This window comes from Polaromonas aquatica (genome assembly GCF_042659145.1).
Taxonomy (GTDB): Bacteria; Pseudomonadota; Gammaproteobacteria; order Burkholderiales; family Burkholderiaceae_C; genus Polaromonas; species Polaromonas aquatica.
The window spans coordinates 54030-76375 of record NZ_JBHSRS010000016.1; the positions used below are offsets into that span (position 1 = coordinate 54030).

General features: G+C 62.6%; 25 protein-coding genes and 5 pseudogenes. 11 read left to right on the forward strand and 19 right to left on the reverse strand.

Translation table 11 applies throughout. From position 1 onward, the window contains the following. Positions 1 to 16 precede the first annotated feature (16 nt). The 6 genes from ACFQND_RS07625 to bioB all read left to right on the forward strand — a co-directional run bounded on the left by ACFQND_RS07625 (position 17) and on the right by bioB (position 5286). Positions 17 to 595, forward strand: a complete 579-nt coding sequence (locus ACFQND_RS07625) for an FAD-dependent oxidoreductase (RefSeq protein ID WP_371437470.1) — start codon at positions 17 to 19, stop codon at positions 593 to 595. Further along, complete coding sequence (locus ACFQND_RS07630; protein ID WP_366145810.1) at positions 487 to 762, forward strand: thiamine phosphate synthase; 276 nt, start codon at positions 487 to 489, stop codon at positions 760 to 762. The genes ACFQND_RS07625 and ACFQND_RS07630 overlap by 109 nt, the downstream gene beginning before the upstream one ends. A 162-nt stretch (positions 763 to 924) precedes the next feature. Beyond that, positions 925 to 2262, forward strand: a complete 1338-nt coding sequence (gene bioA / locus ACFQND_RS07635) for an adenosylmethionine--8-amino-7-oxononanoate transaminase (RefSeq protein WP_300519555.1) — start codon at positions 925 to 927, stop codon at positions 2260 to 2262. Beyond that, the gene (gene bioD / locus ACFQND_RS07640; RefSeq protein WP_300519557.1) at positions 2255 to 2953 is read left to right on the forward strand and encodes a dethiobiotin synthase; all 699 of its coding nucleotides are present in this window, start codon (positions 2255 to 2257) and stop codon (positions 2951 to 2953) included. The genes bioA and bioD overlap by 8 nt, the downstream gene beginning before the upstream one ends. Beyond that, the gene (gene bioF / locus ACFQND_RS07645; protein ID WP_300519559.1) at positions 2932 to 4164 is read left to right on the forward strand and encodes an 8-amino-7-oxononanoate synthase; all 1233 of its coding nucleotides are present in this window, start codon (positions 2932 to 2934) and stop codon (positions 4162 to 4164) included. The genes bioD and bioF overlap by 22 nt, the downstream gene beginning before the upstream one ends. Positions 4165 to 4263: 99 nt before the next feature. After that, the gene (bioB, locus tag ACFQND_RS07650) at positions 4264 to 5286 is read left to right on the forward strand and encodes a biotin synthase BioB (RefSeq protein WP_371437469.1); all 1023 of its coding nucleotides are present in this window, start codon (positions 4264 to 4266) and stop codon (positions 5284 to 5286) included. A 16-nt stretch (positions 5287 to 5302) separates the two neighbouring features. Here bioB and ACFQND_RS07655 read toward each other — a convergent pair. Next, positions 5303 to 5736, reverse strand: a pseudogene (locus ACFQND_RS07655) (nitroreductase family protein); the annotation flags it as partial. 41 nt (positions 5737 to 5777) lie between these two features. After that, positions 5778 to 6125, reverse strand: a pseudogene (locus ACFQND_RS07660) (cob(I)yrinic acid a,c-diamide adenosyltransferase); the annotation flags it as partial. Between the two features lie 47 nt (positions 6126 to 6172). Here ACFQND_RS07660 and ACFQND_RS07665 point away from each other — a divergent pair. Continuing rightward, a pseudogene (locus tag ACFQND_RS07665) lies at positions 6173 to 7498 on the forward strand (IS1182 family transposase). A 167-nt stretch (positions 7499 to 7665) separates the two neighbouring features. On the opposite strand, the gene ACFQND_RS07670 reads toward ACFQND_RS07665, so the two are convergent. The 8 genes from ACFQND_RS07670 to ACFQND_RS07705 form a co-directional block, all read right to left on the reverse strand. Next, positions 7666 to 8763, reverse strand: a complete 1098-nt coding sequence (locus ACFQND_RS07670; RefSeq protein WP_371437468.1) for a sensor histidine kinase — start codon at positions 8761 to 8763, stop codon at positions 7666 to 7668. Continuing rightward, complete coding sequence (locus ACFQND_RS07675; protein ID WP_371437467.1) at positions 8760 to 9206, reverse strand: response regulator; 447 nt, start codon at positions 9204 to 9206, stop codon at positions 8760 to 8762. The genes ACFQND_RS07670 and ACFQND_RS07675 overlap by 4 nt, the downstream gene beginning before the upstream one ends. Before the next feature lie 31 nt (positions 9207 to 9237). After that, positions 9238 to 9705, reverse strand: a complete 468-nt coding sequence (locus tag ACFQND_RS07680) for a response regulator (RefSeq protein WP_300519568.1) — start codon at positions 9703 to 9705, stop codon at positions 9238 to 9240. Positions 9706 to 9799: 94 nt separating this feature from the next. Further along, positions 9800 to 10240, reverse strand: coding sequence for a hypothetical protein (locus ACFQND_RS07685; protein ID WP_293602768.1), 441 nt, complete (start codon positions 10238 to 10240; stop codon positions 9800 to 9802). Further along, positions 10227 to 11474: a hypothetical protein gene (locus tag ACFQND_RS07690; RefSeq protein ID WP_371437466.1), complete on the reverse strand. Its 1248-nt coding sequence runs from the start codon at positions 11472 to 11474 to the stop codon at positions 10227 to 10229. The genes ACFQND_RS07685 and ACFQND_RS07690 overlap by 14 nt, the downstream gene beginning before the upstream one ends. Next, a complete protein-coding gene (locus tag ACFQND_RS07695; protein ID WP_300519574.1) occupies positions 11471 to 11716 on the reverse strand; it encodes a hypothetical protein in 246 nt (81 codons plus the stop codon). Before ACFQND_RS07695 ends, ACFQND_RS07690 begins: the two co-directional genes overlap by 4 nt. Before the next feature lie 128 nt (positions 11717 to 11844). Next, a complete protein-coding gene (locus tag ACFQND_RS07700; RefSeq protein ID WP_371437484.1) occupies positions 11845 to 12828 on the reverse strand; it encodes an IS5 family transposase in 984 nt (327 codons plus the stop codon). Between the two features lie 332 nt (positions 12829 to 13160). Continuing rightward, positions 13161 to 13298, reverse strand: coding sequence for a hypothetical protein (locus ACFQND_RS07705; protein ID WP_371437465.1), 138 nt, complete (start codon positions 13296 to 13298; stop codon positions 13161 to 13163). A gap of 168 nt (positions 13299 to 13466) precedes the next feature. Between ACFQND_RS07705 and ACFQND_RS07710 the strand changes: the two genes are divergently transcribed. The 4 genes from ACFQND_RS07710 (at position 13467) to ACFQND_RS07725 (ending at position 16713) form a co-directional block, all read left to right on the forward strand. Next, positions 13467 to 13610, forward strand: a complete 144-nt coding sequence (locus ACFQND_RS07710; protein WP_293596620.1) for a hypothetical protein — start codon at positions 13467 to 13469, stop codon at positions 13608 to 13610. A 116-nt stretch (positions 13611 to 13726) separates the two neighbouring features. Next, on the forward strand, positions 13727 to 15742 hold the full coding sequence (locus tag ACFQND_RS07715) for a ribonucleoside triphosphate reductase (protein WP_300519578.1): 2016 nt from the start codon (positions 13727 to 13729) through the stop codon (positions 15740 to 15742). Positions 15743 to 15761: 19 nt separating this feature from the next. Further along, positions 15762 to 15968 (forward strand): anaerobic ribonucleoside-triphosphate reductase, encoded by a 207-nt coding sequence (nrdD, locus tag ACFQND_RS07720; protein WP_300519580.1) that lies wholly within the window; start codon positions 15762 to 15764, stop codon positions 15966 to 15968. A gap of 61 nt (positions 15969 to 16029) precedes the next feature. Then, positions 16030 to 16713: an anaerobic ribonucleoside-triphosphate reductase activating protein gene (locus ACFQND_RS07725; RefSeq protein WP_300519674.1), complete on the forward strand. Its 684-nt coding sequence runs from the start codon at positions 16030 to 16032 to the stop codon at positions 16711 to 16713. A gap of 274 nt (positions 16714 to 16987) precedes the next feature. Here the strand turns inward: ACFQND_RS07725 and ACFQND_RS07730 are convergent. The 9 genes and pseudogenes from ACFQND_RS07730 to ACFQND_RS07770 form a co-directional block, all read right to left on the reverse strand. Continuing rightward, positions 16988 to 17257: pseudogene (locus ACFQND_RS07730) on the reverse strand (helix-turn-helix domain-containing protein); the annotation flags it as partial. A 134-nt stretch (positions 17258 to 17391) separates the two neighbouring features. Further along, positions 17392 to 17685 carry a HigA family addiction module antitoxin gene (locus tag ACFQND_RS07735; RefSeq protein WP_293596624.1) on the reverse strand — a complete coding sequence of 98 codons (294 nt, stop codon included), beginning with the start codon at positions 17683 to 17685 and terminating at the stop codon, positions 17392 to 17394. 195 nt (positions 17686 to 17880) lie between these two features. Next, a complete protein-coding gene (locus tag ACFQND_RS07740; protein WP_371437464.1) occupies positions 17881 to 18930 on the reverse strand; it encodes an IS110 family transposase in 1050 nt (349 codons plus the stop codon). A 28-nt stretch (positions 18931 to 18958) separates the two neighbouring features. Next, positions 18959 to 19256, reverse strand: a pseudogene (locus ACFQND_RS07745) (cob(I)yrinic acid a,c-diamide adenosyltransferase); the annotation flags it as partial. Beyond that, positions 19246 to 20004 carry a uroporphyrinogen-III C-methyltransferase gene (gene cobA, locus ACFQND_RS07750; protein ID WP_300519585.1) on the reverse strand — a complete coding sequence of 253 codons (759 nt, stop codon included), beginning with the start codon at positions 20002 to 20004 and terminating at the stop codon, positions 19246 to 19248. The pseudogene ACFQND_RS07745 and the gene cobA, both read right to left, overlap by 11 nt. Then, positions 19994 to 20344 carry a (2Fe-2S) ferredoxin domain-containing protein gene (locus ACFQND_RS07755; RefSeq protein WP_300519588.1) on the reverse strand — a complete coding sequence of 117 codons (351 nt, stop codon included), beginning with the start codon at positions 20342 to 20344 and terminating at the stop codon, positions 19994 to 19996. The genes cobA and ACFQND_RS07755 overlap by 11 nt, the downstream gene beginning before the upstream one ends. Then, entirely contained in the window at positions 20341 to 21315 is a 975-nt protein-coding gene (gene cobJ / locus ACFQND_RS07760; RefSeq protein WP_300519590.1) for a precorrin-3B C(17)-methyltransferase, read from the reverse strand. Before cobJ ends, ACFQND_RS07755 begins: the two co-directional genes overlap by 4 nt. Next, positions 21312 to 22115, reverse strand: coding sequence for a CbtA family protein (locus ACFQND_RS07765; protein ID WP_300519592.1), 804 nt, complete (start codon positions 22113 to 22115; stop codon positions 21312 to 21314). Before ACFQND_RS07765 ends, cobJ begins: the two co-directional genes overlap by 4 nt. Before the next feature lie 14 nt (positions 22116 to 22129). Continuing rightward, on the reverse strand, positions 22130 to 22315 hold the full coding sequence (locus ACFQND_RS07770; RefSeq protein ID WP_300519595.1) for a CbtB domain-containing protein: 186 nt from the start codon (positions 22313 to 22315) through the stop codon (positions 22130 to 22132). Positions 22316 to 22346 lie beyond the last annotated feature (31 nt).

Sequence of the window (22346 nt, forward strand, 5' to 3'; positions counted from 1 at the left end):
CAGGAAGGACATCATCATGCACATCGGCATCGCAGGCGCTGGCCTGCTCGGGCGGCTGCTGGCCTTCGAACTGAGCCGGGCCGGCCATGTGGTCGAGGTCTTTGACCCCGCGCCGGGCCCACAGGCGCCCGCCTGCGGTCCGGGCACGGCACCTTATGCGGCCGGCTGGACCGCCGCCGGCATGCTCAGCCCCACGGCTGAGCTGGAGTCGGCCGACGAACACGTGTTCGCGCTCGGCTTGCGTTCGCTGGATCTGTGGCCGGCCATCGTGGCGGCCCTGGGCTTGCCGGTGGAACTGCACCGGCGCGGCAGCCTGCTGCTGGCGCACCGCGTGGTGGACCTGCTGCAGCACAAGGCGCCGACCGGCCATGCGCCGCAGCGGCTCGACGCCGCGGCCCTGCGCGATCTGGAGCCCGACGTCCATGGCGTGGCACACGCCTGGCTGCTGCCGCACGAGGGGCAGATCCACACCGTGGCAACGACAACATGGCTTACTGGGGCAAGTTGCTGCCGGTGCCGGTTGTGGGCATTGCCGGCATGGACATCGCGCGGACGGAGCAAGCTGCGCGCTGCGGCGCCGCTGGTGTGGCGGTGATCAGCGCCATCACCGCAGCGGCTTCGCCGGAAGCGGTGATAGCTCAACTGCAGGATGCCGTCCGGCGTGGCAAAAGCCAGCCGCCGGCCACCGCGCCCCGGATGCCCCCCCCTTCTGCCCATTGTTTGATCATTGAACCTAGAAAGCGCCAGGCAACGTACGCCTAAAATCCAGGTGACCGGCTTGCGGCCCAAGCCGGGAGTTGTCCTTCGCGCCCAACCGCGTCAAGGAAGAACGCCCGGCCATTGCGGTGCAGGTCTGCCGCGCTGGCTGACCAGCGCGGGGGACCGTCTTTCAATCGTCTTTTTCAATCCGGAGCCCTCCTCCCCATGGACAACCAGGCTATGAGCGAGCGCAGCCTGCGGCATGTGTGGCACCCGTGCACGCAGATGAAGCAACACGCGTCGCAGGCCGTGCCGCTGGTGCCCGTGTCGCACGCCGAGGGCGTGTGGCTGTATGACTTCGACGGCCATCGCTACCTCGACGGCATCAGTTCGTGGTGGGTCAACCTGTTCGGCCACAACCATCCGGCTATCCGGGCAGCGCTGGTGGACCAGCTGGGCCGGCTTGACCACGTGATGCTGGCCGGTTTCACCCACCAGCCGGTGGTGGAGCTGTCCGAACAGCTGGCCGCGCTGACCGGTCTGGGTCATGCTTTTTATGGCAGCGACGGCGCCTCGGCCACCGAGATCGCTTTGAAGATGAGCGCACACTACTGGCGCAACACCGGGCGGCCCGGCAAGTGCCGTTTTGTGGGCCTGGCCGGCGGCTACCACGGCGAAACCGTGGGCGCCCTGGCCGTGACCGATATCGCCATTTTCCGGGAAGCCTACGCGCCGCTGGTCCGGCTGGCGGCGACCGTGCCCAGCCCCGATGCACGGACGGCACAGCCCGGTGAAAGCGCGGCCGATGTGGCGCAGCGCGCCGCCGGCGCGCTGGAAGCCTGGCTGGCCGAGCACCACCACGAAACCGCCGCCCTGATCGTCGAGCCCCTGGTGCAATGCGCGGCCGGCATGGCCATGCACGATGCCGGCTACCTGCGCCGGGTGCGCACGCTGTGCGATCGCTACGAGGTGCATCTGATCGCCGACGAAATCGCCACCGGCTTCGGACGCACCGGCACGATGTTCGCGCACCAGCAGGCCGGCATCCGGCCCGACTTCATCTGCCTTTCAAAGGGGTTGACCGGCGGTACCCTGCCCTTGTCGGCGGTGCTCACCACCGACACGGTGTATGACGCCTTTTACGACGACGAGACGGCACGCGGCTTTCTGCATTCGCATTCCTACACCGGCAACCCGCTGGCCTGCCGGGCCGCGCTGGCAACGCTGGCGCTGTTTTCCGGCAACGATGTGCTGGCACACAACGTCGTGCTGGCCCAGACACTGGACCAGGCTTTCGCGTCCTTGACCGGCCATGCGCGCATCCGGCATGCGCGCCGGCTGGGCATGATCTGGGCCTGGGACGTGGACACCGTACTCCCCCATTTTGCGCAGCGCTACCACCAGCATGCCATGGCACAGGGCGTGCTGCTGCGCCCGATCGGCCACACCATTTACGCCATGCCACCCTATGTGATGGATGAGGAAAGCGCCGCCCACCTGGCGCACGGCGCGCTGGCGGCGCTGCAGGCCACACTGGCCGAAGAGGAACGCCACCATGGCTGAGCGTCATGCCATCTCCTGTTTTGTGACTGGTACCGACACCGGGGTCGGTAAAACCCTGGTCAGCGCGGCACTGCTGCATGCGCTGGCGCGACACCACACCCGGGTTGTCGGCATGAAACCCGTGGCGGCGGGCACCACGCTGGTCCAGGGCATCGAAGCCAACGACGATGTGCTGGCGCTGCGCGCCGCCTCCACCTTCAGCGTGCCTGCGGCACTGGACAACCCGGTGCTGCTGCCAGATGCGGTGTCGCCGCATATTGCCGCCGCACGCGCCGGCCTGCGCATAAACATCGCCCACATCGTCGCCTGCCATCGCCAGCTGGCGCAGCTGGCCGACGCCGTGGTGGTCGAAGGCGCCGGCGGTTTTCTGGTACCGCTCTCGCCGCTGGAGACCGGCGCCGACCTGGCGCAGGCACTGGGTCTGCCGGTGGTGCTGGTGGTGGGTTTGCGCCTGGGCTGCCTGAACCACGCGCTGCTGACACTGGAGGCGATCCGCGCACGCGGCCTGAGCCTGGCCGGCTGGGTCGCCAACCATGTCGATCCGGCCATGCTGGCGCAAGACGACAACCTCGATTTTTTGCAGCAGCGGCTGGGTGCGCCGCTGCTGGCGAATGTGGCGCACCAGAACGCGCCGGATGCCCGAACCTTGACCATCAAACTCCCCCCGACATGGCAACAAACCCTTCGCTGACCAGCTCCTGGCTGGATGAATTTCCGGCGCGCATTGCCGAGCTCGACCGTGCGCACCTGCGGCGCCGGCGGCGTGTGGTGCTGCCCGAAAGTGGCGCCCGGCTGCAGGTTGATGGGCAGAGCATGCTGGCGTTTTGCAGCAACGACTATCTGGGCCTGGCCCATCACCCGGCGCTGATCGAGGCGGCCTGCATGGGCGCACGCAGCTTCGGCGTGGGTGCAACAGCCTCACCGCTGGTCAGCGGCCACAGCGCGGCGAACGACACGCTGGAACAGGCGCTGGCCGGTTTCACCGGCTTGCCGCGTGCACTTTATTTTTACGCCGGTTACGCCACCAACATCGGCATCATTCCAGCGCTGGTGGGTAGCGGCGATGCGATCTTTTCGGACAATCTCAACCATGCCTGCCTGATTGACGGTGCGCGGCTGTCGCGCGCGCAAATCCACCGCTTTGCCCACGCCGACCTGGGGGCGCTGGAGACGGCGCTGGCGCAAAGCCCGGCACAACGCAAACTGGTCATCAGCGACACGGTGTTCAGCATGGATGGCGACCTGGCCGACGTACCGGCCCTGCTGGCACTGTGCGAGCGCCATGATGCGCTGCTGCTGCTGGACGACGCGCACGGTTTTGGTGTGCTGGGGCCGCAGGGGCGCGGCTGCCTGGCCCACTTTGCACTGACCGGCGCGCGCGCGTCGCCGCGCGTGCTCTACATGGCCACCCTGGGCAAGGCAGCCGGCGTCGCCGGCGCTTTTGTCGCCGGCAGCGATGCCATTGTTGAGTGGCTGCTGCAGAAAACCCGCAGCTACATTTATGCCACCGCCGCCCCCGCGCTGCTGGCCAGCGCCCTGCGTGCCAGCCTGCAACTGATCGAACACGACGAGTGGCGGCGCGAGCACCTGCAGCAACTCATCCAGCGCCTGCGCCAGGGCCTGGCCACGGGCCTGCGCGGCAGCCACTGGCAACTCGGGCCATCACTGACACCCATCCAGCCGCTGCTGATTGGCCGCAACGACGAGGCGCTGGCGGTGATGGAAGGCCTGCGCGAGCGCGGCCTGTGGGTACCCGCGATCCGCCCGCCGACCGTGCCCGAGGGCACGGCGCGCCTGCGCATCGCCCTGTCGGCGGCCCACACCGACGCCGATGTTGACCAGCTGGTCCAGGCCCTGACCGAACTTGCTGCAGCGTGCCAGCCGACAGTCGCCATCGGCTAGACTGCAAATCTAGCCGAACCCTCGGAAACCCGATTGAAATTGCCGCGCCATCCCGACAAAAATTTGATACGAAATGTGTATCGCTTCAAGGAATAAGCCATGTCCAGTGTTTTAGAACAAGCCGTCACCCTGCACCGCCCGCGCCAGGCCGCGCCGGCCAACCCCCAAGCCGCCGCGCGCTGGCCTGTCGAGGCCATCGAAGCGCTGTTTGACCTGCCTTTTCCCGAGCTGATGCACCAGGCACAGACCGTGCACCGTGAAAATTTCGACCCCACACGCGTTGAATTTGCGACGCTGCTGTCGGTCAAAACCGGCGGCTGCCCGGAAGACTGCAATTACTGCCCGCAAGCGGCGCGCTTCGACACCGGCGTGGAAGCGACCAAGCTGATGGAGCCGCATGAAGTGCGACTGGCCGCGCAGCGTGCCAAGGACGCCGGCGCCACGCGTTTTTGCATGGGTGCGGCCTGGCGCGCGCCGAAAGACCGCGACATTGAAAAAGTCGCCGAGCTGGTGCGCACGGTCAAGGCCCTCGGACTGGAAACCTGCGCCACGCTGGGCATGCTGGAAGACGGCCACGCCGAAACGCTGCAAAGCGCCGGGCTCGATTACTACAACCACAACCTCGACAGCGCGCCCGACTTCTACGGCGACATCATCACCACGCGCGACTACCAGGACCGGCTCGACACCCTGGCGCGCGTGCGCAGCGCCGGCGTCAAGGTCTGCTGCGGCGGCATCGTCGGCATGGGCGAAACCCGGCGCCAGCGCGCCGGCCTGGTCGCCGAACTGGCGAATCTGACGCCCTACCCCGAGTCGGTGCCCATCAACAACCTGGTCAAGGTGGAAGGCACGCCGCTGGCGGATCAGGCCGATCTGGACCCGTTTGAATTCGTGCGCACCATCGCGGTCGCGCGCATCACCATGCCGAAGGCCCGCGTGCGCCTGTCGGCAGGCCGCCAGCAAATGGGTGACGCGGTGCAGGCCCTGTGTTTTCTGGCCGGTGCCAACTCCATTTTTTATGGCGACAAGCTGCTGACCACCGGCAACCCGGACACCGGCGCCGACGTCGCGCTGCTGGAGCGACTCGGCATGACACGTTCGGCACCGGAGCTACAGCCATGACCCAGAAACCCTTCCAGGCGCCGGCCGCCAGCCGCAGGTTCTGGATCGCGCAGGCGGCGGGGGGCAAGGCCATCTGTGGCAGGGGCGTCGACCGAAGACATACTTCTCGCGCCCGTCAGCTAACGCCACAACCCACAGCTCGGCGGCTTCCCGCAGTCCCTCTACCTTGAGTTGCATGAGTGCTTCTTCACGCTCGCCCAGCGCCTTGGCGGTCAATATCCGCTCCTGCTTCACCAGTTTGTTCAGTTGAGAGCGCCGCTCAGTGCTGGCTATACGTCAGGGTTGCATGAAGCCGACACTGGGCGCGTGGTGTGCAGCGGTGAGCAGGCGCCGCATTACTTCAGGCGCGACCGTGCCACCAGCGAAGTGACGCATATCGCGCCGCTCGAAGATGGTCCGGTATACCGCGGCTCGGCTGCGGAAAAGGCCGGACCTGCGTCGGGAGCCGATGCCGCCGAACCTGCTGGATCAGGATTAGTCATACGTGACGCTCAATTCTCAATCCCGCCCTGGGCCGGGATGCCGGCCTGGAACGTGTGCTTGACCATTACCCTCTCGGTCAAGGTGTCAGCCAGTTCGATGATCTCGGGCGGGAAACGCCTACCGGTGATGACCACATGCACATGGCTGGGCCGCTCACGCAGGGTATGCAACATATCGTCCAGCGGCAGCCAGCCATAGATCAGCGGGTAGGTGATCTCGTCCAGCGTCACCATGAAGTAGTCGCCGCTCAGAATGGCGGCCTTGGCCTTTTTCCAGCCGTCACGCGCCAGTTGGGCCGCGTGCTTCAGGACCTGACTTTTCCAGCTAAAACCGTCGCCTAGGAGTCTGCGCGGCAGAAGCCCGATGAAGTCATCGTAAGTAGGGGCGACGGCGTTACAGGCTGATGTCTGCCAGCTACCTGCCCTATCTGCCTGACCAGGACTTCTTGCTGCCGCACTCGATGCGCGAGTGGTTGGCCGAAGGACACCTGGCCTATTTCATCAACGACACGGTGGACAGCTTGGACTTGCAGGCCTTCCATGCCCGGTATGCCAAGGACGGACCGCGCAACCAGCCGTACCATCCGGCCATGATGGTCAAGGTGCTGATCTACGGTTACGCCACGGGCGTATTCAGCTCGCGCAAGCTGGCCAGGAGGCAGCATGAGGACGTGGCGTTTCGAGTGCTGGCAGCGGGCAACTTCCCGGCCCACCGCACCTTGAGCGACTTTCGCGCGTTTCACTTGAAGGAATTGGGTGAGCTGTTCGTGCAGGTGGTGCACCTGGCCCGGGAGATGGGGCTGGTGAAGCTGGGCACCATCGCGGTGGACGGCACCAAGGTCAAGGCCAACGCCAGCCGCCACAAGGCCATGAGCTACGAGCGCATGCTCAAGGCCGAGGCCGAGCTGCGCGCGCAGATCAAGGCACTGCTGGATAGAGCAAAGGCCGCCGACGAAGCCGAGAAGAACGAGCCGGAGCTGGACATCCCGGCGGAGATCGCGCGACGCCAAGACCGGCTGCAGGAAATCGCGGCGGCCAAGGCGCGGCTGGAGAGTCGCCAGCGCGAGGCGGACATCGAGCGTGGACGCGACCAGGATGATGACCGCAAGCCCCGGGGCAAGGACGGCAAGCCCAAGGGCGGGCGCTACAAGCGCGAGTTCGGCGTGCCCGAGGACAAGGCCCAGGAGAGCTTCACCGACCCCGACAGCCGGGTGATGAAGCGCGCCGGCGGCGGCTTTGACTACAGCTACAACGCCCAGACGGCGGTGGACGCGACGGCGCACATCATCGTGGCGGCCGAGCTGACCAACATGGCCGCTGACAGTGGCGAGTAGCCCGGCATGCTCGATGCCGTGAGGGCCAACCTGGATGCCGATGCCAGCTGTGTTCTGGCCGATGCGGGCTACCGCAGCGAAGCGGTGTTCGAGCACCTCAAAGATCATCCCAGCGAGGTGGTCGTGGCACTGGGGCGCGAGGGCAAGCAGCAAGTCGAGATCGATGCGAACACGTACCCGTGCACGCTGGCCATGGCAGCCAAGCTGCAGACCGAGGAAGGCCGGCGCGCCTATCGCAAGCGCAAGTGGATCGCCGAGCCGCCCAACGGCTGGATCAAGAACGTGCTGGGGTTCCGGCAGTTCAGCATGAGAGGGCTACACCGTGTGCAAGCGGAGTTCAAGCTCGTGTGCCTGGCGCTGAACCTGCGCAGAATGAGCACTTTGCGAATGGCTTGAGGGGGCAGGCACAGGAAAAAACGCCTCTCAACAGGCCGCCCGGGGTGCCACGCGCACGCCTCAGGCCAATTCATCGACATTGCTCCGCCCTTGAACGCCTCCAGCGCCGCGTTACTCCCCTCGCGTTGCATCTCATTTGACCTGCTCGGCTTCTGCCGCGCAGACTCCTAGCCCACCGTCCCCAGCGTGAAATAGAAGGAGGCGCCTTCGTTCTCCACGCTGTCAGCCCAGACGCGGCCCCCGTGGCGGTCAATCACGCGTTTCACAATGGCCAGCCCCAGGCCTGTTCCCGAGAAGTCCGAATGCGAATGCAGCCGCTCGAACGCGCCGAAAAGCTTGCCGGCATGGTGCATGTCAAAACCGGCGCCGTTGTCCTTGACAAAATAAACGGTCTCGCCGCTGGCATCGAGCTCGCCGCCGATATTGATCCGGGCCACCGCCCGCCTGGCGGTAAACTTCCAGGCGTTGCCCAGCAGGTTCTGAATGACGACCGACAGAAGAAGCGGATCGCCGTGCGCCAGCAGTCCGTCCTGAATCTGGATCCGCGCCTGGCGCTCGGGCTCGCCCTCCCTGCATGCCTGCGCTGCCTTCCTGGAGACAGCCGACAGGTCGACCGCCTCGGATCGGAGCTGATCGCGTGACAGCTTGGCAAGCGACAGCAGCCCGTCAATGAGTTCGCTCATCTGCTGGGTTCCCGCACGAATCCGGCTCAGGTAGTGTTTGCCCTTGTCGCCGATCTTGTCCCCTGCCGCCCGCTCCATCAATTGACAGAATCCGTCAATCGTATTCAGGGGGGAACGAAGGTCGTGTGACACGGAATAGGAAAAAGCCTCCAGTTCCTTGTTCGCGGCCTCCAGCTGGGCGGTGCGCTGGCGAACCCGTTCTTCGAGGTCGGCATTGAGCCGCAGGATTTCTTCCTGGGCCCGCTTGCGTTCGGTGATGTCCGCCGCCACGCCGAGCACCCTGTCGGCGGTGCCGTCCGCGGCCACGATGGGACGCTTGACGGTCTGCAGCCAGCGCACTTTCCCGGTGGCGTCGATGAGCCTCTCCTCGGGGATGAACACTTCGCGCAGCGTGTCCATCGTTTCAAGGTCGGCTTTGAGAAAACGTGCAACTTCCTGCGCATCGGCGGTGACGTCCGCTTCGGCCTTGCCCAGCATTTCCTCGACGGTGCTGCCGTAGGCCTCGGCCATGGCCTGGTTCACCAGGACAAAGCGTCCCGCGCGGTCCTTGGCGAAGATGAACGTGGGGTTGAGGTCGATCACCTGGCGCAGAAAAAGGCTCTGGCGGCGAACTTCTTCCTCGGCGCGGCGCAGCGCAGCGCGGCAAGTTCTTCTTTTTCCACCAGCGCACGTCGCACGGCGGCATCGAGCCGCTGCGGCCGCTGCTTGAGGACGTAATCGGTGGCGCCGGCTTTCAGGCAGTCCACCGCCGCTTCCTCGCTCAGTTCGCCGGACATCATGATCACCGGAAGCTCCGGCTGCTTCTCGCGGACGTATTTGAGCGCCGACAGTCCGTCGTAACCCGGCAGCTTGTAGTCGGCCAGCACCAGGTCAAAGGTTTCCTGCGCCAAAGCGGACTCGAATGCCTCCTTGCCGCTCACCCACCGGATGTCGCAGGACAGACCGGCCGCTTCCAGCCTCAGCCGGATCAATTCCGCATCCAACGGATTGTCTTCCAGATGCAGCAGTCGGATGGATGGGTTCATATCGGCCTCCGGATCGAGCGTTTTACCCAGGTTATATCTTGGGTTCATCGGCCACCGGCGTGCTTGCGGGCGGCGGCTCGTTCAGGATGGCCCAGAAGGCGCCCACCTGCTTGACCGCATCCACGAAATTCGTGAACTTCATTGGCTTGACAACGTAGGCATTCACGCCCAGCCGGTAGGCGGCCTCCACATCGCGCCTCTCACGCGAGGACGTCATCACCACCACCGGAATCGTGCGCAGGGCCGGCTCGCCCTTGATCTGGCTCAGCACTTCGAGCCCATCGACCTTCGGCATCTTCAGGTCGAGCAGCACGAGCGCCGGGTTGCCCGGGGCCCGGCCGGAAAATTCACCCCGGCGAAACAGGTAGTCCAGCGCTTGGGCGCCGTCGGGCAGGTGCAGGACATCCTGGTCCAGGTTGTGCTCCGCCAGCGCGTGAAGCGCCAGCCCCGCATCGCTCGGGCTATCTTCGACCAGCAGGATGCGTTTGAGTGAATTCATGGAGGACTCCGGTTTGTTCATGATGGATGGGCTGGCTGCGCCGGCCTGAGCGTGAAATAGAGGTTTTATCGTTTTGATGATCAAAACTTCAGTTTCAGTTGTATTCGATGTTGATCACGCCAGCGCCAGGCTGCGACACGGCATACGTCAAGCCCGAACCACCACTGACGCTCAGGGAACCATCGGCATTGAGCGACACATAAACGGTGGCGTTGTCCGCGATGGAGGGCGCAGCGCCTGCGCCGGTCAAAACGGCGCCGGGGGACGGCTCCGGTCCAACGCGCAGCAAGGGGCCACTGAGGGACAGGCTACCAGTAAAACGCTCAATGGTGAAGGTGGTGCCAGAAAAGGTGTCAGAAATGGTGCTTAAAAAGGGACTTGAAAAGGTGACTGACACCGACTGAAGCACCGTTGCACTCGCCGTGCCCGTTGCGGTGCCCGCATCGCTGTCACCGGTCAGGGCGAGGCTGCCGATCAAGAGGGCGCAGGCACCGGCCTGCCGAAGGATTTTTGGCGGGAACTCATTTTTTATCACGCGCTTCCTCCCGGGGAAGATCTGGCACGCTCCCGGCCGGATTTCGACTCAGCAGAAAATCCACGCCGTTGATAAATTTACCATCGGGCAGGATGCTGATGTCACGCTCGCCCGGATCAATCAGGTCGAACTGCTTGAGTTGCTCCGGCGATATCCGCAAATAATAGCGGCCTTGCACGACGGCGGGAACAATGTAGTAGCCGTCCGAACTGCTTTTGATGGTGGACACCACCTGGCGATCAAGGTCAAGCAGTTCAATTGCCACATCGCCTATGCCTCGCTTCGTGCGCTTGTCGACCAGGTACACCGTTCCGTCAATTTCGCTGGTCAGGATGACGGGGAAATCAAACTCCGCAACATGGCCCGGGCGCGGGACCAGGCGCACACCCTTGCGCTGCGGCGCCCAGTAAGGATCCTCCAGCGTCTGCGTGTCGACCGCAATGTCCACATGCTGCCTGATCGGCAGACGGTCCAGCCAGGCCAACCCGGCGGCATTGGTTCGCACCGGCACCCTGCTGCCGTTGACGGTCAGCGCGACGTTCTCGATCGGCTCTTCGCCGGCGTCCATGAGGCCGTTGGCGTTGTCGTCCAGGAAAACACGCACCGACGCAGCGCCGCTGTCCGCCTTGGGCAGCGCATCAAAACGCCACTGGCGCTGCCGCGGCTCCCAGCCCATCGCAATGAAGAGTTGCAGGCCCACGGCAAACACCCCGCGGCTGGAATAACTCGTGCTCAGGCCCAGCCCGTAGCGGCCCAGGCTTTTGTTGAGGCCGGCGGTCAGCATCGTCTCCTTGCTGCCGACCGAGTGAACCACGCCCAGGTTGAGCAGGTAAGCCTCGCCCAGGCGCTTGTCGCCCGACAGCGCGATGGTTTCCAGTTTTACCTGAGGTGTCAGGCTGTAGCCGAGCTGGCCGCTCAAACCGATGGTGCCGACCCGGCGGCTCAGTTGCAGGACGCCGCTGGCCGAGGTGTTGCCGCCTGAACTTTGCCAGCTCAGCTGGTTGCTGATCGAGGTCCGGTTCACATAGGCGGCCACCCGGCCCGCCAGGCCCAGACTGCTGCGGCCCGACTCAAACTGCTCGCGCTGCAGTTCCAGGGTCACCGGCAGGCGCGGCAGCCAGCCGGCCGGAATCGGGCCGTCCAGCCGCAGTTTGTCGCGCGAGCGCAAGGAATCGGCGCTGGGTAAATACAGCTCGCTGCTGAAATCATGGAGCTGCGTGCGGCTGTAACTCAAGGCAACACTGCCGACGCGGGTCTTGAGTCCCGACTCATTGAGCCAGCCACCGTTGGGCGACCTGACAAAATCACTGCTGAAAATGAAGGACTGCCAGAAAGCGCGCAGCCCGAGGTTGCTGTAGAGCTGGCCGCTGCGGCATAAGCATTGCCAACAACACCGGCACTTGCCAGCACCACAACCGATGCCAGTGCCGCATTGAATACGCGGCGGTTGAATGCCAAAAATTTTCCTGATTTCATGATGGTTCCTTAAGGAGGGTCTGAACAAGGCCGATTCAAACGCGCACCGGGCGCAAGAAGTCGGCGCGTGGCACGAAATGCCGCTCTCCACTCGCGTTTTCAGGCAGTTTCGGCCTCATTCCCTCGCCTTACGCTGCTTTCGGACGGACCACTCCCGTCATCGCCATCAACTGCTTCCGCACCATCCACAGGTTGGACAGCGCGAACAGGGTGACGACGTGCGCGGTGTTCTTGGCCAGCCCGCGGAACCGCACCTTCACCAAGCCGAACTGGCGCTTGACGACACGAAACGGGTGCTCCACCTTGGCGCGCATGCTGGCCTTGCGGTGCTCCGCCTTCCGGACTTTTGTCTTGGCCCTGCCTTCAGGCAGCTTGGCGATGTCGCTCGGCCGGACGGCGATGTGCCACTGCAGATTCTCGCGGTCCACGCGGGCCGGCGCGCCGCGGTAGCCAGAATCGGCCCAGACCTGTTCTTCCTTGCCGTGCAGCAGATCGGTCACCTGCTCGACGTCTGCCTCATTGGCTGCCGTGGTGGTCACCGTGTGCACCAGGCCGCTGTCGGCATCCACCCCGATGTGCGCCTTCATCCCGAAGAACCACTGGTTGCCCTTCTTGGTCTGGTGCATCTCCGGGTCGCGCTCGCCCTCGGCGTTCTTGGTGGAACTGGGCGCGGCAATGATGGTGGCGTCCACGATGCTGCCTCGCTTGAGCAAAAGGTCCTTGCGCGCCAACAGGGCGTTGACCGCCTTCAGGATGTCGTCGGCCAGGTCGTTCGCTTCGAGCAGGTGCCTGAAGTTCAGGATGGTCGTCTCGTCCGGAATCGGCTCGTTCAGGTTTAGACGGGCGAAGCTGCGAAGCGAGGCGATCTCGTACAGGGCCTCCTCCATCGCCGGGTCGCTCAGCGCAAACCAGTTCTGCATCAGGTGCACGCGCAGCATCGACTCCAGCGCATACGGCCTGCGTCCGCGGCCGGCCACCGGGTAGTGCGGCTCGATGATCTTGAGCAGCACCCTCCAGGGCACCACCACGTCCATCTCCTCGAGGAACACCTCGCGCCTGGTCTTCTTCCGCTTGCCGGCGTACTCGGCGTCTGCAAAACTGATCTGGCTCATTCGCGTAGGCCTCTTTGCATCAATCAACGCGCGACGGCATGATTGGTGGACTTGTTCAGACTTTCCTTAATGAATGACGTTAATTTCAGATCTACCCACATGACTCCAGCCACTCACGCCATCGGCGATTGTGCAACCGTGAAAAACAGGCTCGACTTTCGCTATTGCCCACTCTGAATTTGTGACAAAACTTGTTTTTTGCAGGAGTTTTGTAATCTTATTTGATTAAACTGATTACAACAACAGATATATATATTTATCGTTTATGTCACAAAAGTGATAATAACCAGGCCTGCCGACCATCCCGATGGCATACCTTTGCCGCATGGCCATCAGATGTCACACTCGGGCGCCAGCGTGCATCCGGAGCCGAACTTCTGAATGTCCGCGGTCAGCGATTCGACCAAGCCGCCCCGGGGTGAACTTCCGGTTTTTTCTGCTTTGCTGCGCTTGATTTCAGTCGCGCCCATCTTCACTGGGCTTTTTGAGCCCAGTCTTTGATGCCTGTTTGCCACGGTCGCCAAGGGCGCGCATCCCGTCGACGGGGTTTGCGGGTTCTGCCCTACCAATAATCTTCCGGATCGCTATCGCATAGCCCACCTTGTGGATCGCACGCCCTTTACCCAACGAAGAATGCCTTGAAGGGCTGGTACCGGGAATATGAGCAATGGCTCGATTTGCCGGTGGGCTATGCGGGCCGGGAACCCAAGTACCCGCAAGCGCAGAAGGAGGCAGCTGTTGAGCACTATCTCAACGTCAACAGCATCATGAGCGTTTCCTGATACAGATCAACCTTTAACCGGAAGTTGATTTTGCACGATTTAATTCGCGAAAAACACTACCTGTAGTGGCTATCATCCACTTTCACACTACCTATAGTGTTTTAAGAGGATGCTAGATGAGCATACAAACCGCACCGACATTTACCCATATCATCAAGCGCGACGGCGGGATCAAGCCGTTTGATGCCGGCAAGATCGCCCAGGCGCTGGAGCGCGCTGCCCAGGTCACCGGCGAGTTCGATGGCGCCGAAGCCCGTCGCCTGACGCAGTATCTGGTGACTCCAAAAATCAGGATACTTGGACCGGCGACGCCGCACATCGAGCAGATCCAGGACGCGGTCGAGGCTGCACTGTTCGACGCTGGCTACCCCAAGACTTTGCGTGCCTACATCGTCTACCGCGAGCAACACAAGAAGCTGCGCAGCGACCGCAAGACGATGGTGGACGTCGAGTCCAGCATGAACGAGTACCTGCAGCAGCTCGACTGGCGCGTCAACGCCAATGCGAACCAGGGCTATTCGCTGGGTGGCCTGATCCTCAACGTGTCAGGCAAGGTGATTGCCAACTACTGGCTCAACCACGTCTACCCGCCCGAAGTCGGTGCGGCGCACCGCAGCGCTGCCATCCACATTCATGACCTTGACATGCTGGCCGGCTACTGCGCGGGCTGGTCGCTGCGGACCCTGCTCAACGAGGGGTTGAACGGTGTGCCTGGCAAGGTGGAAAGTGGCCCGCCCAAGCACATGTCGAGTGCGGTGGGGCAAATCGTCAACTTCCTGGGCACGCTGCAAAACGAGTGGGCTGGCGCACAAGCGTTCAGCTCGTTCGATACTTACATGGCACCGTACGTCCGACAGGACAAGCTGGACTACGCCCATGTTCGCCAGTGCATGCAGGAGCTGATTTACAACCTTAACGTGCCCTCGCGTTGGGGTACGCAGACGCCATTTACCAACCTGACATTTGACTGGATTTGCCCGGAAGACCTGCGCGAGCAGACGCCCGTTATTGCTGGCCAGGAAGTGAGCTTCACTTACGGCGAGTGCCAGGCCGAGATGGACATGATCAACCGTGCTTACATTGAAGTGATGGTGTCCGGCGATGCCAAGGGCCGCGTGTTCACCTTCCCAATCCCCACCTACAACATGACTGAGGATTTCGACTGGTATAGCCCGAATGCCGAGCTGCTGTTCGAGATGACCGCCAAGTACGGCCTGCCTTACTTCCAGAACTTTATCAATTCGGAACTCAAACCGAACATGATTCGCTCCATGTGCTGTCGCCTGCAGCTTGATCTGCGCGAACTGCTCAAGCGCGGCAACGGTCTGTTCGGTTCGGCCGAGCAGACCGGCTCGCTCGGCGTGGTCACCGTCAACTGCGCGCGCCTAGGCTATTTGCACCAAGGGGACGAGGCCGGCATGCTAAAGGCGCTTGACGGCCTGCTGGAGCTGGGACGTGACAGCCTGGAGATCAAGCGCAAGGTGATCCAGCGTCACATGGACAACGGCCTGTTCCCCTACACCAAGCGTTATCTGGGCACACTGCGCAATCACTTCTCCACACTGGGGGTGAACGGCATCAACGAGATGATCCGCAACTTCACTCTGGACCGCGAAGACATCAGCTCCGAATGGGGACACGCCTTTGCCATTCGCCTGCTCGACCATGTACGCGCACGCATGCTGGAGTTTCAGGATCAGACCGGCCAAATGTACAACCTGGAAGCGACCCCGGCAGAAGGCACCACCTATCGTTTTGCCAAGGAAGACGCCAGGCAGTTCCCTGGCATCCTGCAAGCCGGTACCAAGGACATGCCTTACTACACCAACTCCAGCCAGTTGCCGGTAGGCTACACCGACGACCCGTTCGAGGCGTTGGAGATGCAGGATGACTTGCAGCGCAAGTACACCGGCGGCACCGTGCTGCATCTGTACATGACCGAGCCGCTGTCCAGTGCAGAAGCCTGCCGTCAGCTGATCAAGCGCTCGCTGTCGCGTTTTCGCCTGCCCTACATCACTGTTACGCCCACTTTTTCTATCTGCCCCAAGCACGGCTACTTGGGCGGGCGCCACGATTTTTGCCCGAAGTGCGATGTCGAAATCATCGCGCGCAAGCAGTTGGAACCTGTTTAACCACCAAAGAAGGAATGACATGATTACTGTACAAAAAACCCCAACCTTGGCCCCCCAAGCAGTGCCCATCGTGCTGCGTGATGAAGAGCGTCAGCGCTGCGAGGTGTGGACCCGCGTCATGGGCTACCACCGCCCCGTGGCGTCCTTCAATACCGGCAAGAAGGGCGAGTTCCATGAGCGCACTTACTTTAGTGAAAACAACTGCAAGTCCCCTGCCGCTGGCTGAGCGGGCAGCAACCCGCTACAGCGGCGTCCGCAACTCGGCACCCAGCGCCAAGCCACTCAAGGTGGGGGGTATTACGCCTTTCACCGCGACAGACTACCCCGGCCAACTCGCTGCCGTGGTGTTTGTGCAGGGTTGCCCCTGGCGCTGTGGCTATTGTCATAACCCGCATTTGCAGAGCCGCACCAGGGACAGTCCGCTGGCGTGGGCGCAAGTGCTGGCACTGCTCCAACGGCGGGTGGGGCTGATCGACGCAGTGGTGTTCAGTGGGGGTGAGCCCACCATCGACCGGGCATTGGGAAATGCCATGCGCGAGGTTCGCGCCCTGGGCTTTGGCGTAGGGCTACACACGGCGGGCATGTACCCTCGACGTCTGCAAGAGGTGCTGCCACTGGTGGACTGGGTGGGTATGGATATCAAGGCCACGCAGCAGGGCTACGACGCCATCACCCGTACGGCCGACAGTGCGAAGACGGTGTGGGCCAGCGCCAAGCTATTGGTAGCCAGCGGTGTGGCGCACGAGTTTCGTACCACGGTGCATCCGGGCCTACACACCCCCTCGGAGATTCTGGCGTTGGCGCAAACCTTGAGCGCGATGGGTGTGCGCAACTACGTCCTGCAAGTTTTTCGCAGCACCGGTTGCAAGGATGACGAGCTGAATGTCATATCTACAGAGAAATTCCCCAGCGCCGATTTGATTGAGAATATGTCAGCCCTGTTTGAAAGCTTTGTCTTGAGACGCGAATGAGTAGCCACTGAACGGCAATGGGCTGGTGTCTGGAGCGGAGAGGGCCAGACGGGATTCACAACTCCCTGATCTGGATTTTTTCCACAAAAAAATTCAACATATCACCATCAGCTTGAGGATGTCGAGGAGACACTGCAAATGCGCCTTAAGTCATATCTACTTCATGGCGTGTGCAAACCTTCGCAGCTTGAACCACCATCTGCCAGCGCTGTCAAGACAGCCTTGTATTGGCATCTCAAACACCCATCGAACACTGGCAGCGCCACCCCCTTTTTCAGGCGACGGTAGGTTTTGATTTGTGCGGCGATCCCGCACGCTGCCGTTGGCGCGTGGACTTGAGCATCTGCAATGGACTGATAGTCACTGCGGGTTGCAGACTATCCAGCCAAGTCTGCCGGCCCAAGACACGCACTACGGACACCAGAGTTGAAACCGTCGCGCCTTGGCCGAGCTCAAGGCGCCTCAGCGCGGTGACCGCCACCCCTGCCTGTTTGGCCAGCGTTGCCTGACTAACGTTATTGCGCACCCTGGCAGCGCGAAGCTGTTCGCCAAGTTCCGCCTCTAACTCTTCGCTGGTTCGATGGTTCGATGGTCGTACATTTCAGCCCATTATCAGGCGAAAAATAAGAAATTTCCAATTAATCACCTGAATTAAGGTGATTAATTGCAACGGTTAGGCTACCGCGCATTTGTATGCAGCTGCCTCAACTTCTTAATCTTGGGTCGTTTGGCTTTACCTGCTTGGTACAAGTTGTACTGCAATTGCATGCCGCCCCATAGCTCCGCACTGGTGCCAAAGGCATCGCCCAGCCGGTAGGCCATATCAGCCGAAATGCCCGAAGAGCAGGTGAGAACGCGAGACAAAGTTACTCGGTGTACGCCGAGATTTGCGGCAGCTTTCGTCACGGATGTGCTGCCTAAATACTCCCGGAGGACTTTGCCTGGGTGCGGTGGATTGTGCATTCGAGTCATGTTGAACCTCAGTGATGCCCAGGGTAATCAACAAGCAGCGCATCCGCCCTTCAAGGGCAAAAACACGTACCCGGTACAGTTATGCTTCCAAATGCGGCACGGTTATGCTTCGAGGGACAAGCTTGCCCGCTGCCGGTCTGACCTGTTTTTTGCATCTCCGGCTTCACGTCTTGCAAGGAAATCGGCGCCCCCCGCTCAAGCTGGTTTGATGCTCACATGGTTCGCATCGAACGGCGTGCCCCGCACGAACACCGCCCACAGAATTCGGGCGTTCTTGTTGGCCAGCGCCACCACCGCCTTTTGCCAGCCTGACCTCTCGCGCAACTGACACGCCCACCTGGAGATCGGATCATCGCGCCTGTGCGCGGTCATCACCGCCGACTTGGCGCCCTGGATCAAGAGCATGCGTAGATACATGTCACCCCGCTTGGTGATGGCCCCCAGATGGTTCTTGCCGCCACTGGAGTTCTGCCGGGGCACCAAGCCCAGCCAGGCGCCAAACTGCGCGCCGTTCCTGAACTGCCTGAAGTCGCCCACGCTCGCCACCACCGCGGAAGCCGTCACCGGCCCCACCCCCAGCAACTGCCCGGCTTGGCGCACCTGCGCGCTGTCTTTGAGATGGGCCGCGATACGTTCGTCGCACCAGGCCAGATGGCCATCGAGCTCTTGCCACTGCATCCAGGCGCGTTGCAGCGCCAGCCGGGCCTGGGCGCCCAGCTCGTTGCTGGCGTCTTCCATCACGTCCGGCAGCGCCAGGCGCAGTGCGGCCGGCTTCTGCGGGAACACCAAGCCAAACTCGGCCAGCAGGCCACGGATGCGGTTGATGCAGGCGGTGCGTTCTTCCTTGAAGCCTTCGCGCAGGCGGTGGATGCACAGCATGCTTTGCTGTTCAACGCTTTTGACGGGAACGAAGTGCATCTGCGGGCGGCTGGCCGCTTCGCAGATAGCGGCGGCATCGTTGGCGTCGTTCTTGCCGCTTTTGCCTTGCAGCCGGTAGGGTGCCACCAGATGGGCGGCGATGATGCGTGCGTCGAGCCCCAGGGCAATCAGCCGGCGGGCCCAGTGGTGGGCGCTGGAGCTGGCCTCCATGGCGACCAGGCAACCAGGCGGCAACTGGGCGCACCAGGCCATGAACTTGCCCGGCACCAGCGCTCGACTCGTGATCCGTTGGCCCGCCGCATCCACGGCGTGAACTTGAATGACGTGCTTTGCCAAATCGGCACCCACTCGTGTAATCTTGTTCATGGGACTTCTCCTTTCAAAGGTTGCAGATTGACTTCCACAAAAACCAATCTTGGCACTCGATGCCGTTACCTGAAAGTGGGAAGTCCCTTCGTATTCCAATCGGAATGCCGAGCTGCTCGAACATGCGGTGCTCGCCAAAGCGCGCTAGGCACTTTCATGAACTGGAAAATCTTGACCGCCTTGCCACGGCCGTGGGCCCACAGCGCCAGTCCGAAGGCGGCGGTGCTTTTTCCTTTGCCGTCGCCGGTGTTGACGATCACAAGGCCCTGGCGCTCACCCTCGGGTTTTTCGTAGGGTTTGTTTTGGGGCGGGGTTTCAATTTGCATGGTATTCAGGACTCAGTTGTACGGTCTCGCCAATGATGAGCAAGTCTGGCTGGGGACCGTAGGCTGGAGCGCGTGCCACCAGCTTACACAGTCCGGTGGCGATGATGGTTTGGGAAGCACGGGTGCCGTCGCGCACGATGGCGGCGGGGGTATCCGGCGGCAGGCCGTGTGATATCAGCTGTTGGGCAATTTGCGCCAAGCGCTGAACGCCCATGTAGAACACACGGGTTTGGCCCGGGCGCGCCAATGCACGCCAGTCGTGCGTGGCCTCGTCATCAGCCAGATGGCCTGGCAGAAAAACACAGCTACCGGCTAAACCGCGATGGGTTAACGGAATACCAGCCGCCGCCGAGCAACCGCTGGCGGCGGTGACACCCGGAACGACTTCAAAGCTAATTCCTTCGACCTGTAAGGCCTGCACCTCTTCACCCCCGCGTCCAAACACATAGGGGTCACCGCCCTTGAGGCGAACCACGCGTCGCCCCAGGCGCGCATGCTGGACCAGCAGCGCATGGATGCCTTCTTGCGGCACCGAGTGATTGCCCAGCGCCTTGCCCACATACACGCGCTGCGCGGCCTCGGGTATCAGCGCCAGCACCTCTGCCGTGATCAGGCGGTCATGCACCACCACCTCGGCCCGCTGAAGCCGGTCGAGTGCCCGCAGGGTCATCAAATCAACCGGGCCCGGGCCGGCACCCACGATGGACACAAACCCGCTGCTGGATTGCCCCTGTGCCTCAGGCGTCATGACCGCCACCCGGTCCCTGGTGAAACACCAGATCAGTCACCGGCGCACCGCCCACCAGGTGCTGCTCGATGATGCGGTCCATGTTGGCGGGGGTGACGTTGTAGTACCAGGTGCCATCGGGCTGCACGCACATCACCGGCCCGCCCTTGCAGGCGGCAAAGCAGCTGACGCGGCTGCGCTTGACGCGCAGTTCTCCGTCATGCACGCCGGCGGCCTTGAACTTGTCGCCCAGGCTGTCGAACAGTTCCTGGGCCGCCCCGTCCTGTGTGCAGCGCGGGCCAGTGCATATCAGGATATGGCGTTTGTAGCTGCCTATTTTTGGCTTGGCGACCTCGCTCATTCTTCGGACTCATCCGCAGTAACGGCTGCATCCTCTATGGGTGCGTTTAACACCATTTCAATGTAGTCGGCAGGCAAGCTGTGGCGCTGTGCCAGCGCGGCAATGCTCTCGCCCTCGGCGTGGTCGATGCGGAGGTTTTCCGTCCAGCCCAGCAGGCCGGTGGACAGCGAGCGCCCGCGTTTTTCGCCTGCATGGGCGCTGCCGTCGCCGTCGAGCGCGTACTTGTTGGCGTAGCCGCGCGGCGTGACCATCAGGCCATGGCGCACAAAGGTGTGGCTGTTGCCAATCAGCACCGTGCTCAGCATGCCAATGTCGCACTCGCTCATTTTGTCCAGCGTGGTGAACTCAATGTTCTGGCGGCGCCGGTAAGCCGACTTGACCACCACCACCGGGGTGTCAGGGCGGCGATGGCGCAAAAACAGCTGTTGCGCCTGCACGATCTGCTGGGTGCGCCGGCCACTTTTGGGGTTGTACAGTGCGACCACAAAATCAGCAGCGGCCACGGCGTCCAGGCGGCGTGCAATCACCGGCCAGGGCGTCAGCAGGTCGGACAAAGAGATCGAGCAAAAGTCGTGCGTGAGGGGCGCACCCACCAGCGCCGCGCAGGCGTTGATGGCCGAGGCACCGGGGATCACCTCCACTTCCACGTCAGTCTCCGGCGTCCAACCCGCCTGGAACAGCACCTCGTAAGTCGGACCGGCCATGCCATACACGCCCGCGTCGCCGCTTGAGATCAGCGCCACCTTCTTGCCCGCACGGGCCCGCTCCAGTGCATGGACGGCGCGATCGAGCTCCTCGGTCATGCCCTTGCGGATCACTTCCTTGCCTTCCAGCAAATCGGCCACCAGCTTGATGTAGGTGACGTAGCCGACCACCACGTCAGCTTCGGCAATGGCCTCGCAGGCACGGTGTGTCATGTGGGAATAGTTGCCGGGGCCGATGCCCACCAGCATGATTTTTCCGCCGCTCATGATGCAGTTCCTTCCAGGCGCGTGGCAGGCGCCACAGGATTCAACAAGGGGCTTAGCCAGCGGGCCACGGCCAACGCAGATAAAGTACCCAACAACAGCCATTGCAGGGCGCTGGCGACAGCGGTTGCAACAACAAAACGCGCAACCAACTGCTGCATTTGCAACGCAACGTCAGCCTCCATTCCCGCAAAAGGACTGCCCGCATGTTGCGGCGCTCCGATGACAAAAGGCAGCGCCAGCAGGCCCAGACCCAGCACCCGCCATTTGGCTTGTACCAGACACAGCATGGCCAGCCCCCCCGCACCGCAGGCGACGGTCAGGGTCCACCACACCTGGCGCGCCTGCAAAGCAGCAGCCTGCATGCCCGGCAACTCGGGGGGCTGCCCCAGTGCAGGTAACGCAAACAGACAAACCCAGCCCGCCGCCCCCCACAGCAAGCCATAGCGTACGGATGCACCGTAGCCTTTGTGCAGCGCCAGGGGTTGGCCTGCTCGCTGGCGGTTCCAGAAGGCCAGCAAAGGCATCAGCAGCAATGCCGAGCCAATCGCATTGAGCACATTGGCCAGCACGGTGTAGGCGGTGCGTTCCAGGCCGTCTTGCGGCGCCCAGGCTTGCGGCCCGTGACTGTGCGCGACGCCATCGGCGTGCGCATGCTCAGCCTTTGGCGGTGTAGCGGCCTCTTCAAACACCTCGGCCGCCAGAATCAGCGGCACCACCTGCCAGCGCTGGACGGCGCTGTCAAAAAGCCCCGTCAGCAAGCCTACAAACAGGGCGCATAAAAATAACCGTCGAAACAACATGGGTGTGGTCTGTCTCAATGGCAGGGACGGCCAGTGGCATGGCGCACGTCGTGGGCGGCGTTATGCGCCACCGAGGCTTCGCTGAAGCCCACGGCATAAAGCATCACCAGGCCGAGCAACAGCGCGGCGACCAGTTGAGCCGGCACCGAAGCCGAAGCGGTGGTTGGGTTGACGGTGACGAGGGATGGGGAAGCATTCATAAAAACTCCTGGAGTAAAAAAACGGTTGAGG

Bases quoted from the DNA above. Each gene is read 5' to 3' on its own strand.
- ACFQND_RS07625 (WP_371437470.1), top strand. From the start codon at position 17: ATGCACATCGGCATCGCAGGCGCTGGCCTGCTCGGGCGGCTGCTGGCC.
- ACFQND_RS07630 (WP_366145810.1), top strand. From the start codon at position 487: ATGGCTTACTGGGGCAAGTTGCTGCCGGTGCCGGTTGTGGGCATTGCC.
- bioA (WP_300519555.1), top strand. From the start codon at position 925: ATGGACAACCAGGCTATGAGCGAGCGCAGCCTGCGGCATGTGTGGCAC.
- bioD (WP_300519557.1), top strand. From the start codon at position 2,255: ATGGCTGAGCGTCATGCCATCTCCTGTTTTGTGACTGGTACCGACACC.
- bioF (WP_300519559.1), top strand. From the start codon at position 2,932: ATGGCAACAAACCCTTCGCTGACCAGCTCCTGGCTGGATGAATTTCCG.
- bioB (WP_371437469.1), top strand. From the start codon at position 4,264: ATGTCCAGTGTTTTAGAACAAGCCGTCACCCTGCACCGCCCGCGCCAG.
- ACFQND_RS07675 (WP_371437467.1), bottom strand. From the start codon at position 9,206: ATGAACCCATCCATCCGACTGCTGCATCTGGAAGACAATCCGTTGGAT.
- ACFQND_RS07680 (WP_300519568.1), bottom strand. From the start codon at position 9,705: ATGAATTCACTCAAACGCATCCTGCTGGTCGAAGATAGCCCGAGCGAT.
- ACFQND_RS07695 (WP_300519574.1), bottom strand. From the start codon at position 11,716: ATGAAATCAGGAAAATTTTTGGCATTCAACCGCCGCGTATTCAATGCG.
- ACFQND_RS07700 (WP_371437484.1), bottom strand. From the start codon at position 12,828: ATGAGCCAGATCAGTTTTGCAGACGCCGAGTACGCCGGCAAGCGGAAG.
- ACFQND_RS07705 (WP_371437465.1), bottom strand. From the start codon at position 13,298: ATGGGCGCGACTGAAATCAAGCGCAGCAAAGCAGAAAAAACCGGAAGT.
- ACFQND_RS07715 (WP_300519578.1), top strand. From the start codon at position 13,727: ATGAGCATACAAACCGCACCGACATTTACCCATATCATCAAGCGCGAC.
- nrdD (WP_300519580.1), top strand. From the start codon at position 15,762: ATGATTACTGTACAAAAAACCCCAACCTTGGCCCCCCAAGCAGTGCCC.
- ACFQND_RS07735 (WP_293596624.1), bottom strand. From the start codon at position 17,685: ATGACTCGAATGCACAATCCACCGCACCCAGGCAAAGTCCTCCGGGAG.
- ACFQND_RS07740 (WP_371437464.1), bottom strand. From the start codon at position 18,930: ATGAACAAGATTACACGAGTGGGTGCCGATTTGGCAAAGCACGTCATT.
- cobA (WP_300519585.1), bottom strand. From the start codon at position 20,004: ATGACGCCTGAGGCACAGGGGCAATCCAGCAGCGGGTTTGTGTCCATC.
- ACFQND_RS07755 (WP_300519588.1), bottom strand. From the start codon at position 20,344: ATGAGCGAGGTCGCCAAGCCAAAAATAGGCAGCTACAAACGCCATATC.
- cobJ (WP_300519590.1), bottom strand. From the start codon at position 21,315: ATGAGCGGCGGAAAAATCATGCTGGTGGGCATCGGCCCCGGCAACTAT.
- ACFQND_RS07765 (WP_300519592.1), bottom strand. From the start codon at position 22,115: ATGTTGTTTCGACGGTTATTTTTATGCGCCCTGTTTGTAGGCTTGCTG.
- ACFQND_RS07770 (WP_300519595.1), bottom strand. From the start codon at position 22,315: ATGAATGCTTCCCCATCCCTCGTCACCGTCAACCCAACCACCGCTTCG.